Source organism: Rhodococcus sp. IEGM 1379 (assembly GCF_030056815.1).
Lineage (GTDB): Bacteria > Actinomycetota > Actinomycetes > Mycobacteriales > Mycobacteriaceae > Rhodococcus_F.
This window is the reverse complement of sequence record NZ_JASHKR010000002.1, coordinates 180149-197435: the sequence shown is the minus strand read 5'-3', so window position 1 is coordinate 197435 and position 17287 is coordinate 180149. Positions and strand designations below refer to the sequence as shown.

The following is a 17287-nucleotide window of genomic DNA, read 5'->3' as shown; positions in this document are numbered from 1 at the left end:
CTAGCCGACGATCACGACGTGCAGATTACGCGGGCCGTGGACACCTTCGACTCGTTCCAACTCGATGTCGGAGGTGGCCGACGGCCCGCTGATCATGGTGGTGGGCCGCTCAGGTGTCAGCTTTGCCATCGCCTCCGGCACACCGACTTCCACACTCTCCCGGAAGACGACGCAGATGTGCGTGTCCGGCACGAGTGTCAACGCACGACGTCCCTGATCCGGGCCGGCATCAAGAAAGATGGTGCCGGTTTCGGCGCAGGACACTGCCGATCCGGTAATCACAGCGTCCAGCTTCTCGAGTTCGGGTGCCGGCACATCGGAACTGTCCACGACCAGTTCGTCGTAGAAGTCTGCAACCCACGAGCGGTCCAGGCCGGCCGGGATTCCGACGACCTTCAATGCGTTGGCAGCAAGAATGTCGGCAATCGTTTCCGCGATAGCTGTTGCGGCGCAACGGTGGACGTATGCTTTGTAATCCACCAATCGATCGACGAACAGTTCGACACGTTCGTCATCGGGAAGCGTTCTGCCAGTGCGATAGTTCCGCGGAATTTCCGTCTCGACTGCCACTCCCGGGATTCCGGTTGTCGGTGGAGCCAAGGTGATGGCATCCCGAATGCGTCCGAGCACCAGATCGCGTGAATTCACTTCTCTGCCTTCCCGCCGCTGTCTGAATGCCCTTCGGGACGCGCCTGATCCAGTGCCGCACGGCCTTCGTCGGAATCCCACCAGGATCGAAATGTTTGTTTGGGCGGTGCCGGAATATCCCGGGCTGCGGTCCAACCGTTCAACGGCGGTGGGAGCGTCGAGATCTTCCCCTTCTTACCGGCCACGATGCGGCCCAGCCCTGCAGCCTTCTGCGCGGCCGTCCACCGCGTCGACGACGACATCGCGTACGACGCGGCCTTCATCGCCAAAGCCTCTGCGGTGACATCGGATTGCTCAACCTTCTGATGACGCAGTTCCACCAGCAGTGACGGGATGTCAATCTTGACAGGGCATGCATCGAAGCAGGCACCGCACAGCGTCGACGCGAACGGAAGCGTCGAGTTCGGATCGTCCTTGCCGTGCATGCCCGCCAATTGCGGCGTCAACACGGCACCGATCGGACCCGGGTAGGTAGATCCGTACGCATGCCCACCGGTGCGCTCGTAGACCGGGCACACGTTCAGGCATGCCGAGCAGCGGATGCAGTTGAGTGCTTCGCGGCCGATCTTGTCAGCCAGGGCTGCGGTGCGCCCGTTGTCGAGGAGCACGAGGTGAAACTCTTGCGGCCCGTCGCCGGGCGTGACGCCGGTCCACATCGAGGTGTACGGATTCATCCGCTCACCGGTCGAGGACCGCGGCAGAAGCTGGAGGAAGACTTCGAGATCCTGATACGTCGGCAGGATCTTCTCGATCCCCATCACCGTGATCAGGGTCTGCGGCAGTGTGAGGCACATTCGGCCGTTGCCTTCGGATTCGACGACCGTGAGCGTTCCGGTGTCGGCGATCCCGAAGTTGGCACCCGAAATCGCGACCGGCGTAGTCATGAATTTGTGGCGCAAGAACTTTCGGGCAGCCGCAGCAAGTTCCGCCGGGTTGTCGCCGAGTTCCGGATCCACGTCGGGCATTTCGCGGAGGAAGATTTCCCGGATCTCCGAGCGGTTGCGGTGGATTGCCGGCACCAGGATGTGCGACGGTTTGTCGTGTCCGAGTTGGACGATCAGTTCGGCGAGGTCCGTTTCGTAGGCCGTGATGCCCTGCGTCTCGAGGTGCTCGTTGAGTCCGATCTCCTGCGTTGCCATCGATTTGACCTTGATGACTTCATCGGAGCCTGTCGCCCTGACCAGTTCGGTCACAATTGCATTGGCCTCGTTGGCATCTGCCGCCCAGTGAACCGTGCCTCCGCGTGCGATGACTGCAGCTTCGAACTGTTCGAGCAGTTCCGGCAGTCGCGCCATGACGTCGGTCTTTATCGCAGATCCGGCGTCGCGCAACTCTTCCCAGTCCGGTAGCTCGCCGGTCACGTGAATCCGCTTGGCTCTGATGGTGTGTGTGGCTTTGCCGATGTTGCGCCGCAGTTGAGCATTGGCCAACTCGTGATGCGCAGCGGCGGGAAACTTTTCGGTGCCGCGGAGGAATCCCGCCCCTTCGGGCGAACGCGGCGGGAAGCTGGGCAATCCCAGAGTCACAGCGCTCATGCGTGCACCCGGCTTTCCACCGAAGCCAGGATCTCCGCCAGGTGAATAGTCTTGGTGCCCATCTGCAGCCGCGACAGTCCGCCGCCGATATGCAACAGACACGAGGAGTCTCCCGCGCTGCAAAACTCCGCTCCGGTGTCGGCAACGTGGCGAATCTTGTCTGCCAACATGGCCGTCGAAGTTTCGGCATTCTTGATCGCGAAGGTACCGCCGAATCCGCAGCAGGAATCCGCTTCGGGGAGTTCCACCAGATCGATGTCACGCACATTGCGCAGCAACTGCAACGGCTTGTCCCCCACTCTCAACATGCGTAGCGAGTGACATGTCGGGTGATAGGTGACGCGATGGGGGAAGTACGCACCGACGTCGGTGACGCCGAGGACATCCACCAGGAATTCGGAGAGCTCGTACGTCTTCGCTTTCACCGTCTGCACCTGCCCGCACAGAGATGCAGTTCCGTATCGCTCGGCAACGATCTCGTGCTGATGACGGACCGAACCAACACACGATCCGGACGGCGCTACGACCGCATCGATCGAGGCGTCTCCGAACGTGTCGGCGTAGTTCGCCACCAGCGGCAACGCTTCCGGCTGATAGCCGGTGTTGACATGCATCTGCCCGCAGCATGTCTGCCCGGACGGAAACACGACGTCGTGCCCGAGCCTGGTGAGCAGGAGGGCCGTGGCCTTGGCCGCGTCGGGGAACATCGTGTCCCCGATACAGGTGGCGAACAGTGCGACGCGCATGTGATCTCCGCAATCTGTCGATGTGGTCAGACCACAGTAAAGCACGGTCAGGGGCCTAGGTAACCGGAATACCCCGAAAATAGAAAAATTCGCATAATGCTCGATTGTGAGCCTGGTCATGGTGTAGGTTCCTGTGGTCCGACCACACAGACCGTCATTGCAACCGCTGACCTCGGCGGTGCCGTCGTCAGGAGATACTTGTGGCTACCGAATTACTCGCGGTGAGTTTCACACCGTCCACCACCGCGATCGGCGGGTCCTTGACCGCGTCGGCACTCGTTGGACTTCTGCCCTTGGCGACGTTTTTCGCCCTCCTCGCCGGCTTCAAGCTCAAAGCTTGGTACTCCGGACTGGGCGCACTCGCCGTCGCAGCAGTCGTCGCGGTCGTCGGCTTCGACATGCCTACGTCCCTGACCGCACTATCGGCACTCCAAGGCATCACCTTCGGACTCTTCCCGGTGATGTGGATCGTGGTCACCGCAATCTGGTTCTACGAATTAACAGTTGTCAGTGGACGTTTCGAGGATCTACGGCGCGTATTCAATACCGTCGGACGCGGCGACATGCGAGTGCAGGCCATGCTCATCGCGTTCTGTTTCGGCGGAATGCTGGAAGCCCTAGCCGGTTTCGGCGCACCGGTAGCCATCACCGGCGCGATGCTCATTGCGCTCGGCATGCCGCCGATTCGTGCCGCTGTGACCGTCCTGGTTGCCAATACTGCACCAGTTGCCTTCGGCGCCATGGCAATTCCGATCACCACTGCGGGAAACCTGACCGGCATTCCGGCCACCGAGATCGCCGCCGTTGTCGGACGACAAACCCCCATCCTCGCGCTGTTCGTCCCCCTCCTGCTCCTGTTCCTGGTCGACGGTAAGCGCGGCCTGAAGCAGGTCTGGCCCATCGCCCTGGTCACCGGCGCAGTATTCGCCTTCGCCCAGTTCTGGTGCTCCAGCCATTTCTCGTACGAACTCACGGACGTGGTCGCTTCACTTGCCGGCCTCGCAGCAGCCGTCGTCATGCTTCGCTTCTGGCACCCCAAGACCCCTGACGATCAGCGATCCAAGGTCGAACCCGAGCACCTCGGCGCACCGCGAACCTTCATGGCTCTGTTCCCGTACCTCCTGGTTGTCGTGGTGTTCGGCGTCGCCAAGCTCTGGACCGCAGGGTTCGACCTCGCCGGCTGGTTGAGCAAGACCGACCGCAAGATCGAATGGCCGGGACTGTACGGAAACTTGCTGACGGGCACCGGCGATCCCTCGTCGAGCGCGGTCTACACGTTCTCCTGGCTCTCGAATCCCGGCACACTGCTGTTGATCTGCGGCGTCATCGTCACCACTGTGTACGCGCTCTGGACACACGACGGCCGGTTCCCGCTGACTCCGAGACAGTCGGTGGCGACCTTCGGAGCCACCGTCGTCAAGATGCGCCTTGCCATTGCCACCGTCGCCACGGTGCTCGGCCTGAGTTACGTCATGAACCAGTCCGGACAGACAGTGTCGATCGGCACCTGGCTGGCCGGCACCGGCGCGGCCTTCGCGTTCTTCTCCCCAATTCTGGGCTGGTTGGGCACCGCAGTGACCGGTTCGGATACGTCCGCGAATGCACTGTTCGCCAAACTGCAGCAGGTCGCCGGCCAAACGGCAGGTATCGACCCGACCCTGTTGGTGGCTGCCAATACCTCCGGCGGCGTCGTCGGCAAACTCGTGAGCCCCCAGAACCTCACGATCGCCGCCACAGCCGTCGGCCAAATTGGCAGCGAACCCCTCCTGCTGCGCAAGGTCATCGGATACAGCGTCGCCATGCTCCTCATCCTGTGCACGCTGGTGTATCTACAGTCCACACCCGTCCTGTCGTGGATGCTGCCGTAATCGAGCCCTGGGTCCCCAACACCTAAGCTCTTGCCTCATGCCCTCCGATTCGAGTCCACGCGCGTGGGAACAAGTACTGAGTCACCTGGAGAAGAGGCTGACGTCGGGTGAGGTCCGCCCGGGTCAGCGTCTTCCGGGTGAACGCATCCTGGCAGCGGAACTCGGCGTCGGCCGTTCCTCCGTCCGCGAGGCGTTGCGCGTCATGGAAGCACTCGGACTTCTCAAGGCGCAGACGGGATCCGGCCCGACGTCGGGTGCCATGATCGTCGCCCGGCCCACCGGCGGCATGACCATGCTGATGCGCATGCAGGTTGCAGCACAAGGCTTTCCGGTTTCCGACGTCGTAAAGACGCGCTTGGTGCTGGAGATCGAGGTTATGGCGACGCTTGCCCGCTTGCAGCCCACACCGGACCTCGGTGGCGCCGTCGAACTGCTCGACTCGATGGAGAGCCTCGACCTCACCGCAGACGAGTTCCTCATCCTCGACGCCCAGTTCCATGTCGCTATGGCAGATGCCGCGGGCAACCAGGTTGTCGCAGCGATGATGGCCGGGCTGCGCGAGTCCATCGAGGCCTACGTGCTCTCCGGGGTACAGCTCGATTCCTGGCCGGCCACCTGCTCACGCCTGCGGCACGAGCACCGCGGACTGGTCCAGGCAGTCCAGGCCGGAGACGCGGACCTCGCACGTGAGCGGATTACCAGTCACATCCGTGGGTACTACGCCGAAAGCGCTCACTCGGCGAGCTGAACCGGAGGTGGTAATTGCACCTCCCGAAGTCGTGTACTGTTGGTTTTACACCGACGCGGGGTGGAGCAGCTCGGTAGCTCGCTGGGCTCATAACCCAGAGGTCGCAGGTTCAAATCCTGTCCCCGCTACAAAGATGGCCCGTAAGTTGCGATTCACTCGCAACTTACGGGCCATAGTTTTATGTCCAGGTGTTTTGTGTCGAGGGTCAGGACCCCACCAACTGAGCGACCACGATGTCATGGTTGTCAGTCGGCTTCCCATCACGGACATCACAGTTCGCGAGGATCAAGCGCCCGGCAACCGATTCGCGCAACTCATGAGCCCCCAGCAAAGTCCCCTTGTGCAGTGGACCAGCGGTCTTGACGGCGTACTCCAACACACCGGCCGGAGTACTCAGCACAACACGGTCACCTGGTTCGACCACTCGCAAAGCCCGGAACGGGGCATCTCTCGTGGAGTAGTTGTGCCCGACCACCACGCCAGTTTGTGTAGCCGAGGTGCCCGGCATTCCACTTTCGCCCCACCACACCGGAAGCTCGTCGACCGGGTTCAACTGCTGCCCGTTCGCCCCGCCCCGCATCAATTTCTCGGGGTGCATGTGGGCTGCTCAGATACGTCACTCCGCCGGGCGATCGCAGTTCGATGTGGTCAGGTTCCGCCGGTTCGACAAGTCGCAGACGCCGGTGGAGCCGCAATGTGCGACTCCAGCGGCGAACGATCCGGCGGCGACCCTGTCCCGACGCCCGAGCAGGCGGGCACCAGGATTGCCAGCGCCGCCACCGCCATCAGGTGGCGGCATTTAGGAAGCAGTGCCGCCGCGCTTACGACGAATGCCAACTGTTCCAGCAGCAGCAGCCACGCCCACAACTCCGACACCGATCAGCACGGCCGGCAGGTTCGAGCCGCCGCCACTACTCGAGGAATCACCGAGCGCAAGGTCAACCGGAGGCAGTCCGCCCGCGAGCGCCTGGTCTCCCTCAGCATCGGTGACGTAGTAGTCGACGACGTCGAACGGGCCCTTGCTGTTGTAGTAACCGACCAATTTCACACCGGTCTTGTCGACCACGGCCGTGGTGTCGTCGACCTTCGTGACACCCGAACCATCAGTCGTCTTGTCACCGATGATGACGTCGCCACCGATGCCGGTTCCGTTCTCGATATCCTTGTCGGCCTTCGCTTTCAGATCTTCGAGGGCCTTCTTCGCTGCATCCGACTCGCCCTGCGCGGCAGTTGCCGCGGCCTGAGCCGCCTTGGCTGCCCCTTCGGCGGCTTTGGCCTTCGCTTCCGCCGCCGCGATAGCTGCGGCGTCCTTGTTGCCGGCTTCTGCGTCCACTGCAACCGGCACACCGTCGGCAGCCTTGGGTGTCGCAGTCTCGGTATCTGCCGGTGTCGTTCCGGGTCCTGCATCGACGCCAGGCGCCGGTTCACTGTCGCAGGGTGTCCTCCGCACTCGGCGTGCAGGTTGCATCAGGCTCCGCCAACGCTAGGCCCGAACCACCTACCGCCAATCCGAGTGCGAGAACGGCTCCGACATTCGCACAACCGTTCAGCCCTCTTTACGAAGACGGAATTTCCGGCAGGGACAACCTTTCCTTCGCCGGGAAGCACAAAAGCATTGCGGCCGGTTGTCCGATTACTTTCAGGGAGGGCGAACACTGCTACATCAGGATCGGGGAATGCGCCCCATCAGGTAAAACTCCGGATTGGGCAACATCCCGGAAAAGCTAGCCATCCTGTTGCTGAGACCGAAGAACGCGGTGACAGCCGCAATATCCCAGGCATCCTCGTCACCGAAGCCGTGATCACGCAGTGCATCGAAATCAGAGTCGGCGATCTCGTGCGAAGCAGAGTTGACCTTGGTAGCGAAGTCGAGCATCGCACGTTGACGGTCCGAAATGTCGGCAGTTCTATAATTGACTGCAACTTGATCGGCGACCAGCGGCTTCTTCTCGTAGATTCGCAGGATCGCACCATGCGCAACAACGCAGTACGTACATTTGTTGGCCGCAGAGATCGCGGTGACGATCATTTCTCGATCACCCTTGGTGAGCGCAGAATCTTCTTTGAGCATGATCGCGTCGTGATAGGCGAAGAACGCCCGGAATTCCGCCGGACGACGCGCGAACATCAGGAAGACGTTGGGAACAAAACCTGACTTTTCTTGGATTTCAAGAATTTTCGTCGAGATGTCCTCGGGAAGGTCCGTCAGTTCGGCTTGCGGAAAACGGTCAGTCACAGTGCCTCCAGAGCATCAGCCAATGGGTTAGATTGGGGGTCAAATTAAGATAATGACAATTAACTGAGTTGTCCAGAGGTGTGACATCTAACGAAGATGCCGAGCAAAGAACGAGTCGATGCGTCTCCAGGCATCTTCAGCCGCAACAGGATCGGGTCCGACGCCGAGGATCCGCTCCAAGGGACGCAACACCTTGGGGCCGGCCTCCGCATCGTTGAGAAACGCGTGCCCAGCAGTGGGATATTCCTTGATGTCGTTCTCGACTCCGGCTTTGTTCAGCGCCGTTTCCAGTTTCAGCGCTGCGCCCCGCAAGGACGGATCGCGCCCGCCGAAACTGCCGACCACAGGACACGAATCTGCTACTGCCGCATCGAGTTTGCGCGGAAGTTGGCCGTAGTTCACAGATGCTGCATCAAAATCGCCGGCGCTGACCATCGCGAACCCGCCGCCCATGCAGAACCCGATGACACCGATCTTGCCGGTGCAGTCGGGTGACTCCACCAACCAGTTTCGTGCCACCTCGATGTCGACAAAAGCCCGGCCTTGCCCACGCAGCATCGATGTCATGGTCGGCACAAGACATCGCTTCGCACCGCCGGCGCTGTACAGATCGACGGCCAAGGTCAGAAATCCGGCAGCAGCCAACCGCTTGGCCTGCCGCTGCATCACGTCGTCGAGTCCGAAAGCCTCATGGATCATGACCACTCCCGGCCACGGACCGGGGCCCGCCGGCACCTCCAGAATTCCGCGTAGCGGCTGCGAACCGCCGACGGCTGCGGAGCGCCCGGTCAGATCCATGTCCACCATCAGCCGATGGTAGGCCGAACAGACGATTCACTACCCGAAACTACGACGTTCGCCGGACCTGATCTGACACCAATTGCCCAACCGAACGTCCCGAAAATGATCAATTTCTACCTCCTGAAGTGCCTTTTTTGCACGCCACAGTGCGCAGACTTGCGCGGCATGCAAAGATGGACTTATCGAGATCGGGACTTCGATGTGAAACCCGGATCGTTTTGTAGGGAGTATTTGTATGGCACAGGGCATCGTGAAGTGGTTCAACGGCGAAAAGGGCTTTGGTTTCATCGCTCCCGACGACGGAACACCGGACGTGTTCGTTCACTACTCTGAGATCTCGGGCAACGGCTACAAGTCGCTCGACGAGAACCAGCGTGTGGAGTTCGAGGTTGGCCAGGGCCAGAAGGGCCCCCAGGCTACCAATGTGCGCGCTGTCTAGTCAGTGACACAGAAAGAGGGTCGCATCCGCAAGGGTGCGGCCCTCTTTTGCATCTGGCCTGTACTGGCCCGCTTTTGCATCCTCCGACCTGACGGCTACTGATCTTCGGATCGAGCTTTGATCACCGCTGACACCGTGGCCTCGATATTCGATTCCGCTGCGGCCTTGTCGACGCCAAGGTTAGTGAGAACACCGGAACCGTCTTCCAACTCGAGCAATGCGAGCAGGATATGTTCGGTGCCGACGTAGTTGTGCCCCAACCTGAGTGCCTCGCGGAAGGTCAGTTCGAGAGCCTTCTTGGATCGAGCGTCAAAGGGAATGAGCTGGGGTGGCTCATCCACTCCCCCTGCTGCTAATCCACTGGTGACGGCGTCGCGCACCGCCTCGAGGCCGATCCCCTGCGCAACAATCGCCTGGGCCGCCAACGCCTCGGGTTCCGTCAGAAGCCCAAGAATCAGATGTGCCGGATGGATCTCCGCGCTACCGGTTGCCCGGGCTTCATTCTGAGCAGCCATCACCACGTTCTTGGCGCGAACCGTAAATCGACTGAATCCGTCGTTGGGGTCCATCAGCTTGCCTTCACCGGGAGCCTTCGGCACAAAGCGTTTCTGCGCGGCTTGCTTGGAGACGCCCATGCTCCGCCCGATGTCGGTCCATGACGCTCCCGATCGGCGCGCTTGGTCCACGAAGTGCCCGATCAGGTGATCGGCGACTTCACCGAGATGATCTGCGGCGACCACTGCGTCGGACAATTGGTCCAGGGCGTTGGTGTGGACTTTCTTGATCGCGTCGATGAGATCGTCGAGTCGAACTTTGTTTGTCATTTCTACCGGCTTGTCCATGCGTCAACCATAGGTTGACGATCCTGGGACCGTCAACCCCGGGTTGACGCTACTTCTTGGTGAAAACTGCGTGCATCACAGAAGGTGCCCCGACGAACTCGGAACACGTATGGCCGTCCATCGAGAATGACGGTCGACCCGTGAAGTTTCAGTTTGCCCCGAGCACCTGCCCGGACCACTCGACCAATGGAGTCAGCGCGCGCCATGACTTCTGAACCTCTTTGAGCGTTCGCGGACTGTCCAACCACGACGGACTCGGGAAACTACGACTCGCAGTCAAGGACTTGTGCCGCAGCAGTTCAATCCTCGGGTGGTCGACGGTGTAGCCGCGTGGCGCAGTCTTGAGGGTGTCGCCGCCGACGGTGAAGCCGGCCTTCTGCACGTCCACAAGGATCTTCTCGAGTTCCGGGCCACGAACGTCGTCGTCGACGGCGGCGCGATAACGCGCAATCGTTTCCGACGTACTGCCGTAAAACCCGCCGGCCACCATCAACCCCGCCGGGTCGATCTGCACGTAGTAACCGCAACTCTGTGCGAGACCCACAAAGGCACCCTGGTGCGTCTTGTACGGAATCTTGTCCTTCGAGAATCGCACGTCGCGATACGGACGGAAGAGCTTGGCCGTTCCGAACTCGTCTTCGAGTTCCGCGACCAGCGCTGTCATGGGGCGACGAACCATCTCGTCGTACGTATCTTTATGCGCGGCCCACCAGGCCTTGCTGTTGTCAGCCTCGAGATCCTCGTAGAAGTCGAGTGCGGCAACGGGGATTCCGGTGAATGCGACCATGAGACAAGCCTACTGATCGAAACCGTTGACGACGCCACCGAAACTGGCTGCAATGAACACATGTCCGTCGACAACGAATACAGGAACTGTGCGCCATGAGCCGAGCCTCCGAGTTGATGATCGACATCCCCGGCGGCACGGTCGATCTGCGCGACGACCGCAAGGGCACCACCTGGACCGCCGCCGTCCAACCGTTTCGCTTGGCCCGCTATCCAATGACTACCGAAGTGCTGCAAGGTGATTCGACTTCTACCGCCAATACTCCGGCAGTCAATGTGTCGTGGATCGACGCGGTGGCAGCCTGCAACAAACTCTCGGCGGACGACGGCGTCACTCCCGCCTACCTGGACGTCGACGGCGACTCACCGCGGTGGGATCGGCAGGCCAACGGCTACCGTCTCGCCACAGAAGCGGAATGGCAGTATGCGTGCAAAGCCGGCACCACGGGATATCGCTACGGCGATATCGACGATATCGCGTGGTACAGCGACAACTCCGATGGTCATGTCCACCCGGCCGGCCTGAAGGAACCCAATGCGTGGGGCTTGCACGACATGATCGGCAACGTCTGGGAATGGTGCTGGGATCTCTACGATCCCGAGGTCTACGGCACCTACCGCATCTTCCGAGGTGGCAGCTGGGCCGAAGAAGCACGTGGTTGTGGGGCAAGCGTCCGTCGTCGTAGCCACCCGACCTTCGCAATCGACGACTTGGGCTTCCGTATCGCCCAATCCGTGGGCACCGGGGAATAGCATGTTCAAGAATCCGCGTACCGGAACCGGTCGGGAGAGAGGGCGCAACCATGCAGCGTGAAGAGTCGTCGTTCACCGGAGTATCCGACACCAAGATCGTCTACGACGTGTGGACTCCGGATCGCGAGCCCACCGGCGTTCTCGTCCTGTGCCATGGTCTCGGCGAACATGCACGCCGGTACGACCATGTCGCTGCCCGGTTGGGCGAACTCGGCCTGATCGTGTACGCCCCGGACCACCGCGGACATGGACGGTCCGGCGGAAAGCGCGTCCATTTGAAGGAATTTTCCGATTTCACCGACGACGTCCACACCCTGTTCGGAATCGCGACGGCAGCGCATCCGGGCAAGGACAAGTTCCTGCTCGGCCACAGTATGGGCGGCGCCATCGCACTGAGTTACGCACTCGATCACCAGAGCGATCTGAAAGCGCTGGCGCTGTCCGGGCCGGCCGTGATCATCGCGACCGGTACACCCAAGATCGTCATGCAGTTGGGTAAGTTCCTCGGCAAGTATCTCCCGGATGTTCCCGTCGAGAGCCTGGAAGCTGCTGCGGTGTCGCGCGATCAGAATGTTGTCGACAAGTACAACGCTGATCCACTGATCCATCACGGCAAGGTACCGGCCGGAATTGCGCGCGGAATGATCACGGCGGCAGAAGGATTCCCGTCCAGGCTGCCGTCGCTGACCATTCCGGTTCTGCTGCAACACGGATCCGCCGACCGCCTGACAGATCCGGCCGGCAGCAAGCTGGTTGCCGACCTCGCCGGTTCCACGGACGTAACACTGAAGGTGTACGACGGCCTGTACCACGAGATCTTCAACGAGCCTGAGCAGAAAGAAGTTCTGGACGATCTTGTCGAGTGGCTACGCCCCCGCGTCACCGGCGCATAGTTCGATGACAACATGCGGGATCCTGCTCGCCGCCGGCGCAGGATCCCGCATGGGTACACCCAAAGCTCTGATGGTCGACTCCGACGGCGGATCATGGCTCTGCCGTGGAGTCTCGGTACTGCTCGACGCCGGCTGCACTCCGGTGATCGTTGTACTCGGAGCCCAAGCCTCTGCTGCCACGGCCCTCCTACCCTCCGATTCCACTAATATTCTTGTGGTGGAATCGGACTGGCAGAAGGGCATGAGCGCGTCACTTCACGCCGGCCTCGACACCGCACAAAGGCTGACTGCCGATGCCGCCGTCATCACCCTCGTTGATCTGCCGGATCTCAACGCCGAGACGGTAACTCGCACGGTCGGCCCGACGCCCGTTCAGCCGAACACCCTCCGGCGCGCAGTATTTCACGGCAGCCCTGGGCATCCCGTCGTAATCGGGCGCGACCATTGGGACGCTCTGATCAATTCCTTGACCGGTGACGCCGGCGCCGGCGCGTATCTGCGTGAGCATCGAACTGAACTCGTAGAATGTTCCGACCTGAGTACGGGTCAGGACGTCGACTATCCGCAGGCCTGAATCACGCGCTCAACTGCTGCTTCGACGCCAAGGTCCGTTCCAGGAATGAGATGGAAAGATCGACGATCGTGCGGCCCTCTCGCAGGGATTTGCCGATCACGGGGAAGGCATGGATCTGCCCGCTCCAGATGTGAGTTTCGACGGATTGGCCTACCTTGATGAGGTTTTCGGTCATGATTTCCACGTCGGGGCGCATCAGTTCGTACTCTGCGGCAACGAGGAACGACGGCGGGATCAGGCTCGCGTCGGCGTTGATCGGGGACTGTGCACCGACAATCTCGTCCGGTCCGTCGAGCCACCGATCCTTGAGTTTCTCGACCTGCGACATCGGCAGGTACGCATCGCGTTTCATGAAGTCGGGGTCATGCTCTTCGAGGTCGACGTTGAGTAGCGGCGAGTATCCGATAACTGCTGCCGGCCGGATCATTCCACGCAGCGCGGCAATTTCGGCGACCTTCATCGCCAGGTATCCACCGGCCGAATCACCCGCAACCACAATCTTGTTCGGGTCTTCGACAGTCTCGAGGAGCGCTGTGTAAGCCGCCATCGCATCCACCACCGAAGTCCCGATCGAGCCTTCGGGTAGCTGTCGGTAGCGGACGGAGATCACCGGGACACCGGCCTTCGCAGACAGCAATCCGCACAGCGCTCGGTGTGTAGCAAGGCCGCAGAAGATGAACCCGCCGCCGTGGAAGTACAGGATGGTGGCACCGGCCAGCTCGCCTGTTGCCCGGCGAGGATGTGTCACCTTCTCGCTGGGAACCCCACCGAGCATCAACGGTTCGATGTCCAGGTTCTTTGGCTTCGGCAAGCGGTCGGCCAGCGCGTCGAGGCGTTCCAGCTGCCGGATTCCGCGGTCACTGGTCGGCCAGAACGTGAACATCGGCTTCACGAACGTCCTGGTCACCGCAAAAATGAACCGCGCTCGCGGGCTCACGTTCCAGTGCCATACCGTCGAATCTCGCGTCCGCATAGCGTCCTCCCAGGTCAAAGCGTTTTGTGTATTCGAGTTACACATACTTTTCAGAGAACGATAACCGACTGTCGTCACAATGGCACGAAGGGTGCACCTTCGAAACGGGAATTACGGAACGGACAGGTACGCCGACAGCCCTCGATATCCTCCCCGCATCATGGCTGCGTGATTCCACTCGAAGACAGGCTTGGCGACGCGCGCTGCTACGCCGAGAGCTCCCGAGACCGTCACCTCCTGGCGAAAATCAGCGACACAACCGATCCCTGACGGGCGCACCGTCCACCGACTCCAGCCAGTCATCGCGCCTGACAGATTGACCTTCAAAAGCCTCGCCACCGGGTCTTCGACCTCGCGTCGACCGAAAACATCCAGGGTCAGCGGAACAACACTGCGTATCGTCATGGAACCCGAATCCGCGTCGAACATCCGTACCCGGCGTACCTGCGGCCACCACAGCGAATAGTTCTCCGCGTCGGCGAGCATGTCGTACACGCGGTCGGCAGACGCCGTCAGCACCCACTCACTACGAAAGTCGAAGTCGGTCACGACTTCCACTGTATGGGCGACCACATCGGCACGCTCAGTACCCGAGCGACTCCAACCGCCGCAGAATCTCTTCCACGATCGCGGCGGGACTGCCACCCACGTCGACGATGATTGCCTGTTCGTCCGGGTCGATCGGTTCGAGAGTAGATATCTGCGAGTCCAGAAGCGACGGTGGCATGTAGTGGTCGAGACGCGCCGTCAACCGCTGGCCGATCTGATCACGCGAGCCTGCAAGATGCACGAACACCACGTTGCCACCTCGCAGGACATCCCGATAGCTTCGTTTGAGCGCCGAGCAGGTCACGATGCCAGGCTCCCCCGCATTGGTCCGTTCGGTGATCCACCGAGCGATCTTGTCCAGCCAAGGCCAACGGTCCTCGTCGCCGAGGGGATGTCCGGCAGCCATCTTCTCGATGTTGGCCTGCGGGTGCAGATCGTCTCCCTCTTGAAGATCCCATCCCATGGCGCCGGCAATCATTCCGCCGACGGTTGATTTACCCGACCCCGAGACACCCATCACGACGAGTACCGGATTCTTCTGCGCTATTTCAGTAGTCATGTTCGCGCCCTAGATGATTGCGCTCAGTACAAGAACGCCGGCCAAGCCGGACACCGAGATGATGCATTCCATCACGGTCCACGTCTTGAGGTTCTGTACGACGCTGACACCGAGGTATTCCTTGACCAACCAGAACCCGGCATCGTTGACGTGTGAGAGAAAGAGGGATCCTGCACCGATCGCGAGCACCATCAGCGAGACATGGGTGGACGACAAATCTGCGGCAACCGGGGCAAGAATGCCCGACGCGGTCACCGTGGCAACTGTTGCCGAACCTGTTGCAACGCGGATCAATACAGCAACCAACCAGGCGAGGAAGAGTACCGGCAGGCTGCTGCCCTTGATCGCGTCGGCAATCACGTCGGCGATGCCCGTGTCGATGAGAACCTGCTTGAAGCCTCCGCCGGCGCCGACGATCAGAAGGATGCCGGCAATCGGTGGCAGTGAGCTTTCCAGCGACTTCGAGATGGCCTTGCGGTCCATTCCACCGCCGCGGCCCAGGAGCACCATGCCGGCCAGAACTGCGAGACCCAAAGCAACAACGGGTGTTCCGAGGAAATCGAGCACCGATTTGGGGAGCGCATCTGAATCAGGAGCGATGACGTCGGCAAATGCCTTGCCGAGCATGAGCACCACGGGAAGCAGGATTGCCGACAGAGTTGCTGCGAAGGACGGCCTCTGCTTCTTCTCTTCCTCCCCCAAATCTTCGCCGGTGACAAAAAGATCCGGAACCTTGACATCAACCCACCGTGCGGCGATCTTGCTGAATACCGGACCGGCGAGAACAACAGTGGGGATGGCGACCAGCACACCGAGCGCCAGAGTAAGGCCGAGGTTCGCGTCCAATGCGGAGACAGCAACGAGCGGGCCCGGATGCGGCGGGACCAGTCCGTGCATTGCAGAGAGTCCGGCGAGCGTGGGGATTGCGATACGGATCAAGGACTGACCGGAGCGCCGAGCCACCAAGATAATGACCGGCATCAGGAGCACAAGTCCGATTTCGAAGAACATCGGCAGTCCGATGACGGCACCGACCAACGCCATCGTCCAGGGCAGCGCCGCGGCACTGGAGCGACTGACCAAAGTGTCGACAACTCGATCGGCACCGCCCGAGTCGGCCAGCAGTTTGCCGAACATCGCTCCGAAGCCGATCAGGATGCCGACGCCACCCATCGTCGAACCGAATCCGGTGGCGAATGCGGCGACGGATTCCGCGGACCCGAGACCAGCAGCCAGACCGACGCCGACGGCCCCGATCGACAGAGCGAGGAAGGGATGCAGATCCAGCCAGGTGATGAGCGCGATGATCACGGCGACGCCGGCGACGGCGGCGATGATCAATTGAGCGTCGCTACCAGCGGGGACGATCTCCGCCGCCAGCAGTGCTGTGGTGTTCATAGGGACTCCAGTCCGGTGAGTGATTGAGGTCACTGTTCCTTAATTAACCTACAATTTCAAGACCAGACACTAATTTGTAGTATTTATAGAGCTTGCAGCGGGCTTATCCATACGCATGGGACGATCTATCTATGACCGCCGTCCCCTTTCAGCAACTGCACGACTCGATGCTGGAACAACTGGGCCAGGACATCGTGGGCGGCGTCCTGAAACCGGGCACCACCATCTCCGCCGACGAGGTCGCGACCCGCTACGACGTGTCCCGCACCGTCATCCGGGAAGTCGTGCGAGTCCTCGAATCACTCGGCCTGGCCGCCGTGCGTCGACGCGTCGGGATCACCATCCTCGGATCCGAACATTGGAACGCACTCGACCCCACTGTCATCCGCTGGCAATTGGCCGGACCCGACCGATTCGAACAGTTGTCGATCCTCAGCGAATTACGCTCCGGAATCGAACCGCTGGCTGCCCGCTTGGCCGCGACAAGGGCCACCCCCCGGCAATGTGGTGCGCTCACCGCAGCCGTCATCGGCATGTCAGCTACCTCCCGAGCCGCCGACACGGACGCCTACCTGGGCCACGATGCCGACTTCCACCGCACACTTCTCGCGGCGTCGGGAAACCCGATGTTGCGCGCAATGTCGCAGATCGTCGTCGAAATTCTCGAAGGTCGAACTCGGCATGCCCTGATGCCCCACGAAGCCGACGCCGAAGCGATTCACCTGCACGGCGTGGTGGCGTCGGCCATCCAATCGGGCGACGCCGACGCTGCCGAATCTGCAATGCGCTCGATCGTCGCGGAATCCGCGGGCGCCGTCGAAACCATGCGCACCAGCACACCGCCGCCGGCTCACTTGTAAGTCGAACCACAGACTCTGCGGATTTGCCCCGCAACCGCTCCGCAAGTGGAACGCTGGGCCTCATGACATCACTCGCTAC

Annotated in this window: 20 protein-coding genes and 1 tRNA gene; 8 read left to right on the top strand and 13 right to left on the bottom strand. The window is 61.2% G+C overall.

The annotated features are described in order from the left end of the window. The 3 genes from QM600_RS02250 to QM600_RS02240 are packed head-to-tail and all read right to left on the bottom strand — an operon-like array spanning position 1 to position 2929. Positions 1–648, bottom strand: coding sequence for a LutC/YkgG family protein (locus tag QM600_RS02250; RefSeq protein WP_283259847.1), 648 nt, complete (start codon positions 646–648; stop codon positions 1–3). After that, on the bottom strand, positions 645–2183 hold the full coding sequence (locus QM600_RS02245) for a LutB/LldF family L-lactate oxidation iron-sulfur protein (protein WP_283259846.1): 1539 nt from the start codon (positions 2181–2183) through the stop codon (positions 645–647). The genes QM600_RS02250 and QM600_RS02245 overlap by 4 nt, the downstream gene beginning before the upstream one ends. Further along, positions 2180–2929 carry a (Fe-S)-binding protein gene (locus QM600_RS02240; protein WP_283259845.1) on the bottom strand — a complete coding sequence of 250 codons (750 nt, stop codon included), beginning with the start codon at positions 2927–2929 and terminating at the stop codon, positions 2180–2182. The genes QM600_RS02245 and QM600_RS02240 overlap by 4 nt, the downstream gene beginning before the upstream one ends. A gap of 200 nt (positions 2930–3129) precedes the next feature. Here QM600_RS02240 and QM600_RS02235 point away from each other — a divergent pair, with 200 nt between their 5' ends. The 3 genes from QM600_RS02235 (at position 3130) to QM600_RS02225 (ending at position 5673) form a co-directional block, all read left to right on the top strand. Next, positions 3130–4797 (top strand): L-lactate permease, encoded by a 1668-nt coding sequence (locus QM600_RS02235; protein WP_283259844.1) that lies wholly within the window; start codon positions 3130–3132, stop codon positions 4795–4797. A 37-nt stretch (positions 4798–4834) separates the two neighbouring features. Then, a complete protein-coding gene (locus tag QM600_RS02230; protein WP_283259843.1) occupies positions 4835–5545 on the top strand; it encodes a FadR/GntR family transcriptional regulator in 711 nt (236 codons plus the stop codon). Between the two features lie 54 nt (positions 5546–5599). Further along, positions 5600–5673: transfer RNA gene (locus QM600_RS02225), tRNA-Met, on the top strand. Between the two features lie 77 nt (positions 5674–5750). Here QM600_RS02225 and QM600_RS02220 read toward each other — a convergent pair. The 4 genes from QM600_RS02220 to QM600_RS02205 form a co-directional block, all read right to left on the bottom strand. Further along, the gene (locus tag QM600_RS02220) at positions 5751–6143 is read right to left on the bottom strand and encodes a sortase domain-containing protein (protein ID WP_283259842.1); all 393 of its coding nucleotides are present in this window, start codon (positions 6141–6143) and stop codon (positions 5751–5753) included. A gap of 201 nt (positions 6144–6344) precedes the next feature. Beyond that, a complete protein-coding gene (locus QM600_RS02215; RefSeq protein WP_283259841.1) occupies positions 6345–7013 on the bottom strand; it encodes a hypothetical protein in 669 nt (222 codons plus the stop codon). Between the two features lie 195 nt (positions 7014–7208). After that, positions 7209–7781, bottom strand: coding sequence for a peroxidase-related enzyme (locus QM600_RS02210; RefSeq protein ID WP_283259840.1), 573 nt, complete (start codon positions 7779–7781; stop codon positions 7209–7211). Between the two features lie 87 nt (positions 7782–7868). Further along, positions 7869–8588: a dienelactone hydrolase family protein gene (locus QM600_RS02205; RefSeq protein ID WP_283259839.1), complete on the bottom strand. Its 720-nt coding sequence runs from the start codon at positions 8586–8588 to the stop codon at positions 7869–7871. A 229-nt stretch (positions 8589–8817) separates the two neighbouring features. Here QM600_RS02205 and QM600_RS02200 point away from each other — a divergent pair, with 229 nt between their 5' ends. Further along, positions 8818–9021 carry a cold-shock protein gene (locus QM600_RS02200; RefSeq protein ID WP_003939930.1) on the top strand — a complete coding sequence of 68 codons (204 nt, stop codon included), beginning with the start codon at positions 8818–8820 and terminating at the stop codon, positions 9019–9021. Positions 9022–9116: 95 nt separating this feature from the next. On the opposite strand, the gene QM600_RS02195 is transcribed toward QM600_RS02200, so the two are convergent. Together QM600_RS02195 and QM600_RS02190 are read right to left on the bottom strand one after the other, a co-directional pair. Beyond that, positions 9117–9863: a Clp protease N-terminal domain-containing protein gene (locus tag QM600_RS02195; protein WP_283259838.1), complete on the bottom strand. Its 747-nt coding sequence runs from the start codon at positions 9861–9863 to the stop codon at positions 9117–9119. 148 nt (positions 9864–10011) lie between these two features. After that, entirely contained in the window at positions 10012–10650 is a 639-nt protein-coding gene (locus QM600_RS02190; protein WP_283259837.1) for a DUF2461 domain-containing protein, read from the bottom strand. A gap of 95 nt (positions 10651–10745) precedes the next feature. Between QM600_RS02190 and QM600_RS02185 the strand changes: the two genes are divergently transcribed. Genes QM600_RS02185 through QM600_RS02175 form a run of 3 tightly spaced genes read left to right on the top strand, consistent with a single transcriptional unit; the run spans position 10746 to position 12869 of the window. Further along, positions 10746–11402 carry a formylglycine-generating enzyme family protein gene (locus tag QM600_RS02185; RefSeq protein ID WP_283259836.1) on the top strand — a complete coding sequence of 219 codons (657 nt, stop codon included), beginning with the start codon at positions 10746–10748 and terminating at the stop codon, positions 11400–11402. 50 nt (positions 11403–11452) lie between these two features. After that, entirely contained in the window at positions 11453–12295 is an 843-nt protein-coding gene (locus QM600_RS02180) for an alpha/beta hydrolase (protein ID WP_283259835.1), read from the top strand. 4 nt (positions 12296–12299) lie between these two features. Then, positions 12300–12869, top strand: a complete 570-nt coding sequence (locus tag QM600_RS02175) for a nucleotidyltransferase family protein (RefSeq protein WP_283259834.1) — start codon at positions 12300–12302, stop codon at positions 12867–12869. A gap of 1 nt (position 12870) precedes the next feature. Here the strand turns inward: QM600_RS02175 and QM600_RS02170 are convergent, their stop codons facing one another. The 4 genes from QM600_RS02170 to QM600_RS02155 all read right to left on the bottom strand — a co-directional run bounded on the left by QM600_RS02170 (position 12871) and on the right by QM600_RS02155 (position 16348). Continuing rightward, a complete protein-coding gene (locus tag QM600_RS02170) occupies positions 12871–13842 on the bottom strand; it encodes an alpha/beta hydrolase (RefSeq protein WP_283259833.1) in 972 nt (323 codons plus the stop codon). A 111-nt stretch (positions 13843–13953) separates the two neighbouring features. Beyond that, the gene (locus tag QM600_RS02165) at positions 13954–14391 is read right to left on the bottom strand and encodes an SRPBCC family protein (protein WP_283259832.1); all 438 of its coding nucleotides are present in this window, start codon (positions 14389–14391) and stop codon (positions 13954–13956) included. 34 nt (positions 14392–14425) lie between these two features. Further along, entirely contained in the window at positions 14426–14950 is a 525-nt protein-coding gene (locus QM600_RS02160; protein ID WP_283259831.1) for a gluconokinase, read from the bottom strand. A gap of 9 nt (positions 14951–14959) precedes the next feature. Beyond that, positions 14960–16348, bottom strand: a complete 1389-nt coding sequence (locus QM600_RS02155) for a GntP family permease (protein WP_283259830.1) — start codon at positions 16346–16348, stop codon at positions 14960–14962. Positions 16349–16479: 131 nt separating this feature from the next. Between QM600_RS02155 and QM600_RS02150 the strand changes: the two genes are divergently transcribed. After that, positions 16480–17208 (top strand): FadR/GntR family transcriptional regulator, encoded by a 729-nt coding sequence (locus tag QM600_RS02150; protein ID WP_283259829.1) that lies wholly within the window; start codon positions 16480–16482, stop codon positions 17206–17208. Positions 17209–17287: the final 79 nt, after the last annotated feature.

Bases quoted from the DNA above. Each gene is read 5' to 3' on its own strand.
- QM600_RS02245 (WP_283259846.1), bottom strand. From the start codon at position 2,183: ATGAGCGCTGTGACTCTGGGATTGCCCAGCTTCCCGCCGCGTTCGCCC.
- QM600_RS02240 (WP_283259845.1), bottom strand. From the start codon at position 2,929: ATGCGCGTCGCACTGTTCGCCACCTGTATCGGGGACACGATGTTCCCC.
- QM600_RS02230 (WP_283259843.1), top strand. From the start codon at position 4,835: ATGCCCTCCGATTCGAGTCCACGCGCGTGGGAACAAGTACTGAGTCAC.
- QM600_RS02220 (WP_283259842.1), bottom strand. From the start codon at position 6,143: ATGCACCCCGAGAAATTGATGCGGGGCGGGGCGAACGGGCAGCAGTTG.
- QM600_RS02215 (WP_283259841.1), bottom strand. From the start codon at position 7,013: ATGCAACCTGCACGCCGAGTGCGGAGGACACCCTGCGACAGTGAACCG.
- QM600_RS02205 (WP_283259839.1), bottom strand. From the start codon at position 8,588: ATGGTGGACATGGATCTGACCGGGCGCTCCGCAGCCGTCGGCGGTTCG.
- QM600_RS02200 (WP_003939930.1), top strand. From the start codon at position 8,818: ATGGCACAGGGCATCGTGAAGTGGTTCAACGGCGAAAAGGGCTTTGGT.
- QM600_RS02195 (WP_283259838.1), bottom strand. From the start codon at position 9,863: ATGGACAAGCCGGTAGAAATGACAAACAAAGTTCGACTCGACGATCTC.
- QM600_RS02190 (WP_283259837.1), bottom strand. From the start codon at position 10,650: ATGGTCGCATTCACCGGAATCCCCGTTGCCGCACTCGACTTCTACGAG.
- QM600_RS02185 (WP_283259836.1), top strand. From the start codon at position 10,746: ATGAGCCGAGCCTCCGAGTTGATGATCGACATCCCCGGCGGCACGGTC.
- QM600_RS02180 (WP_283259835.1), top strand. From the start codon at position 11,453: ATGCAGCGTGAAGAGTCGTCGTTCACCGGAGTATCCGACACCAAGATC.
- QM600_RS02175 (WP_283259834.1), top strand. From the start codon at position 12,300: ATGACAACATGCGGGATCCTGCTCGCCGCCGGCGCAGGATCCCGCATG.
- QM600_RS02170 (WP_283259833.1), bottom strand. From the start codon at position 13,842: ATGCGGACGCGAGATTCGACGGTATGGCACTGGAACGTGAGCCCGCGA.
- QM600_RS02160 (WP_283259831.1), bottom strand. From the start codon at position 14,950: ATGACTACTGAAATAGCGCAGAAGAATCCGGTACTCGTCGTGATGGGT.
- QM600_RS02155 (WP_283259830.1), bottom strand. From the start codon at position 16,348: ATGAACACCACAGCACTGCTGGCGGCGGAGATCGTCCCCGCTGGTAGC.
- QM600_RS02150 (WP_283259829.1), top strand. From the start codon at position 16,480: ATGACCGCCGTCCCCTTTCAGCAACTGCACGACTCGATGCTGGAACAA.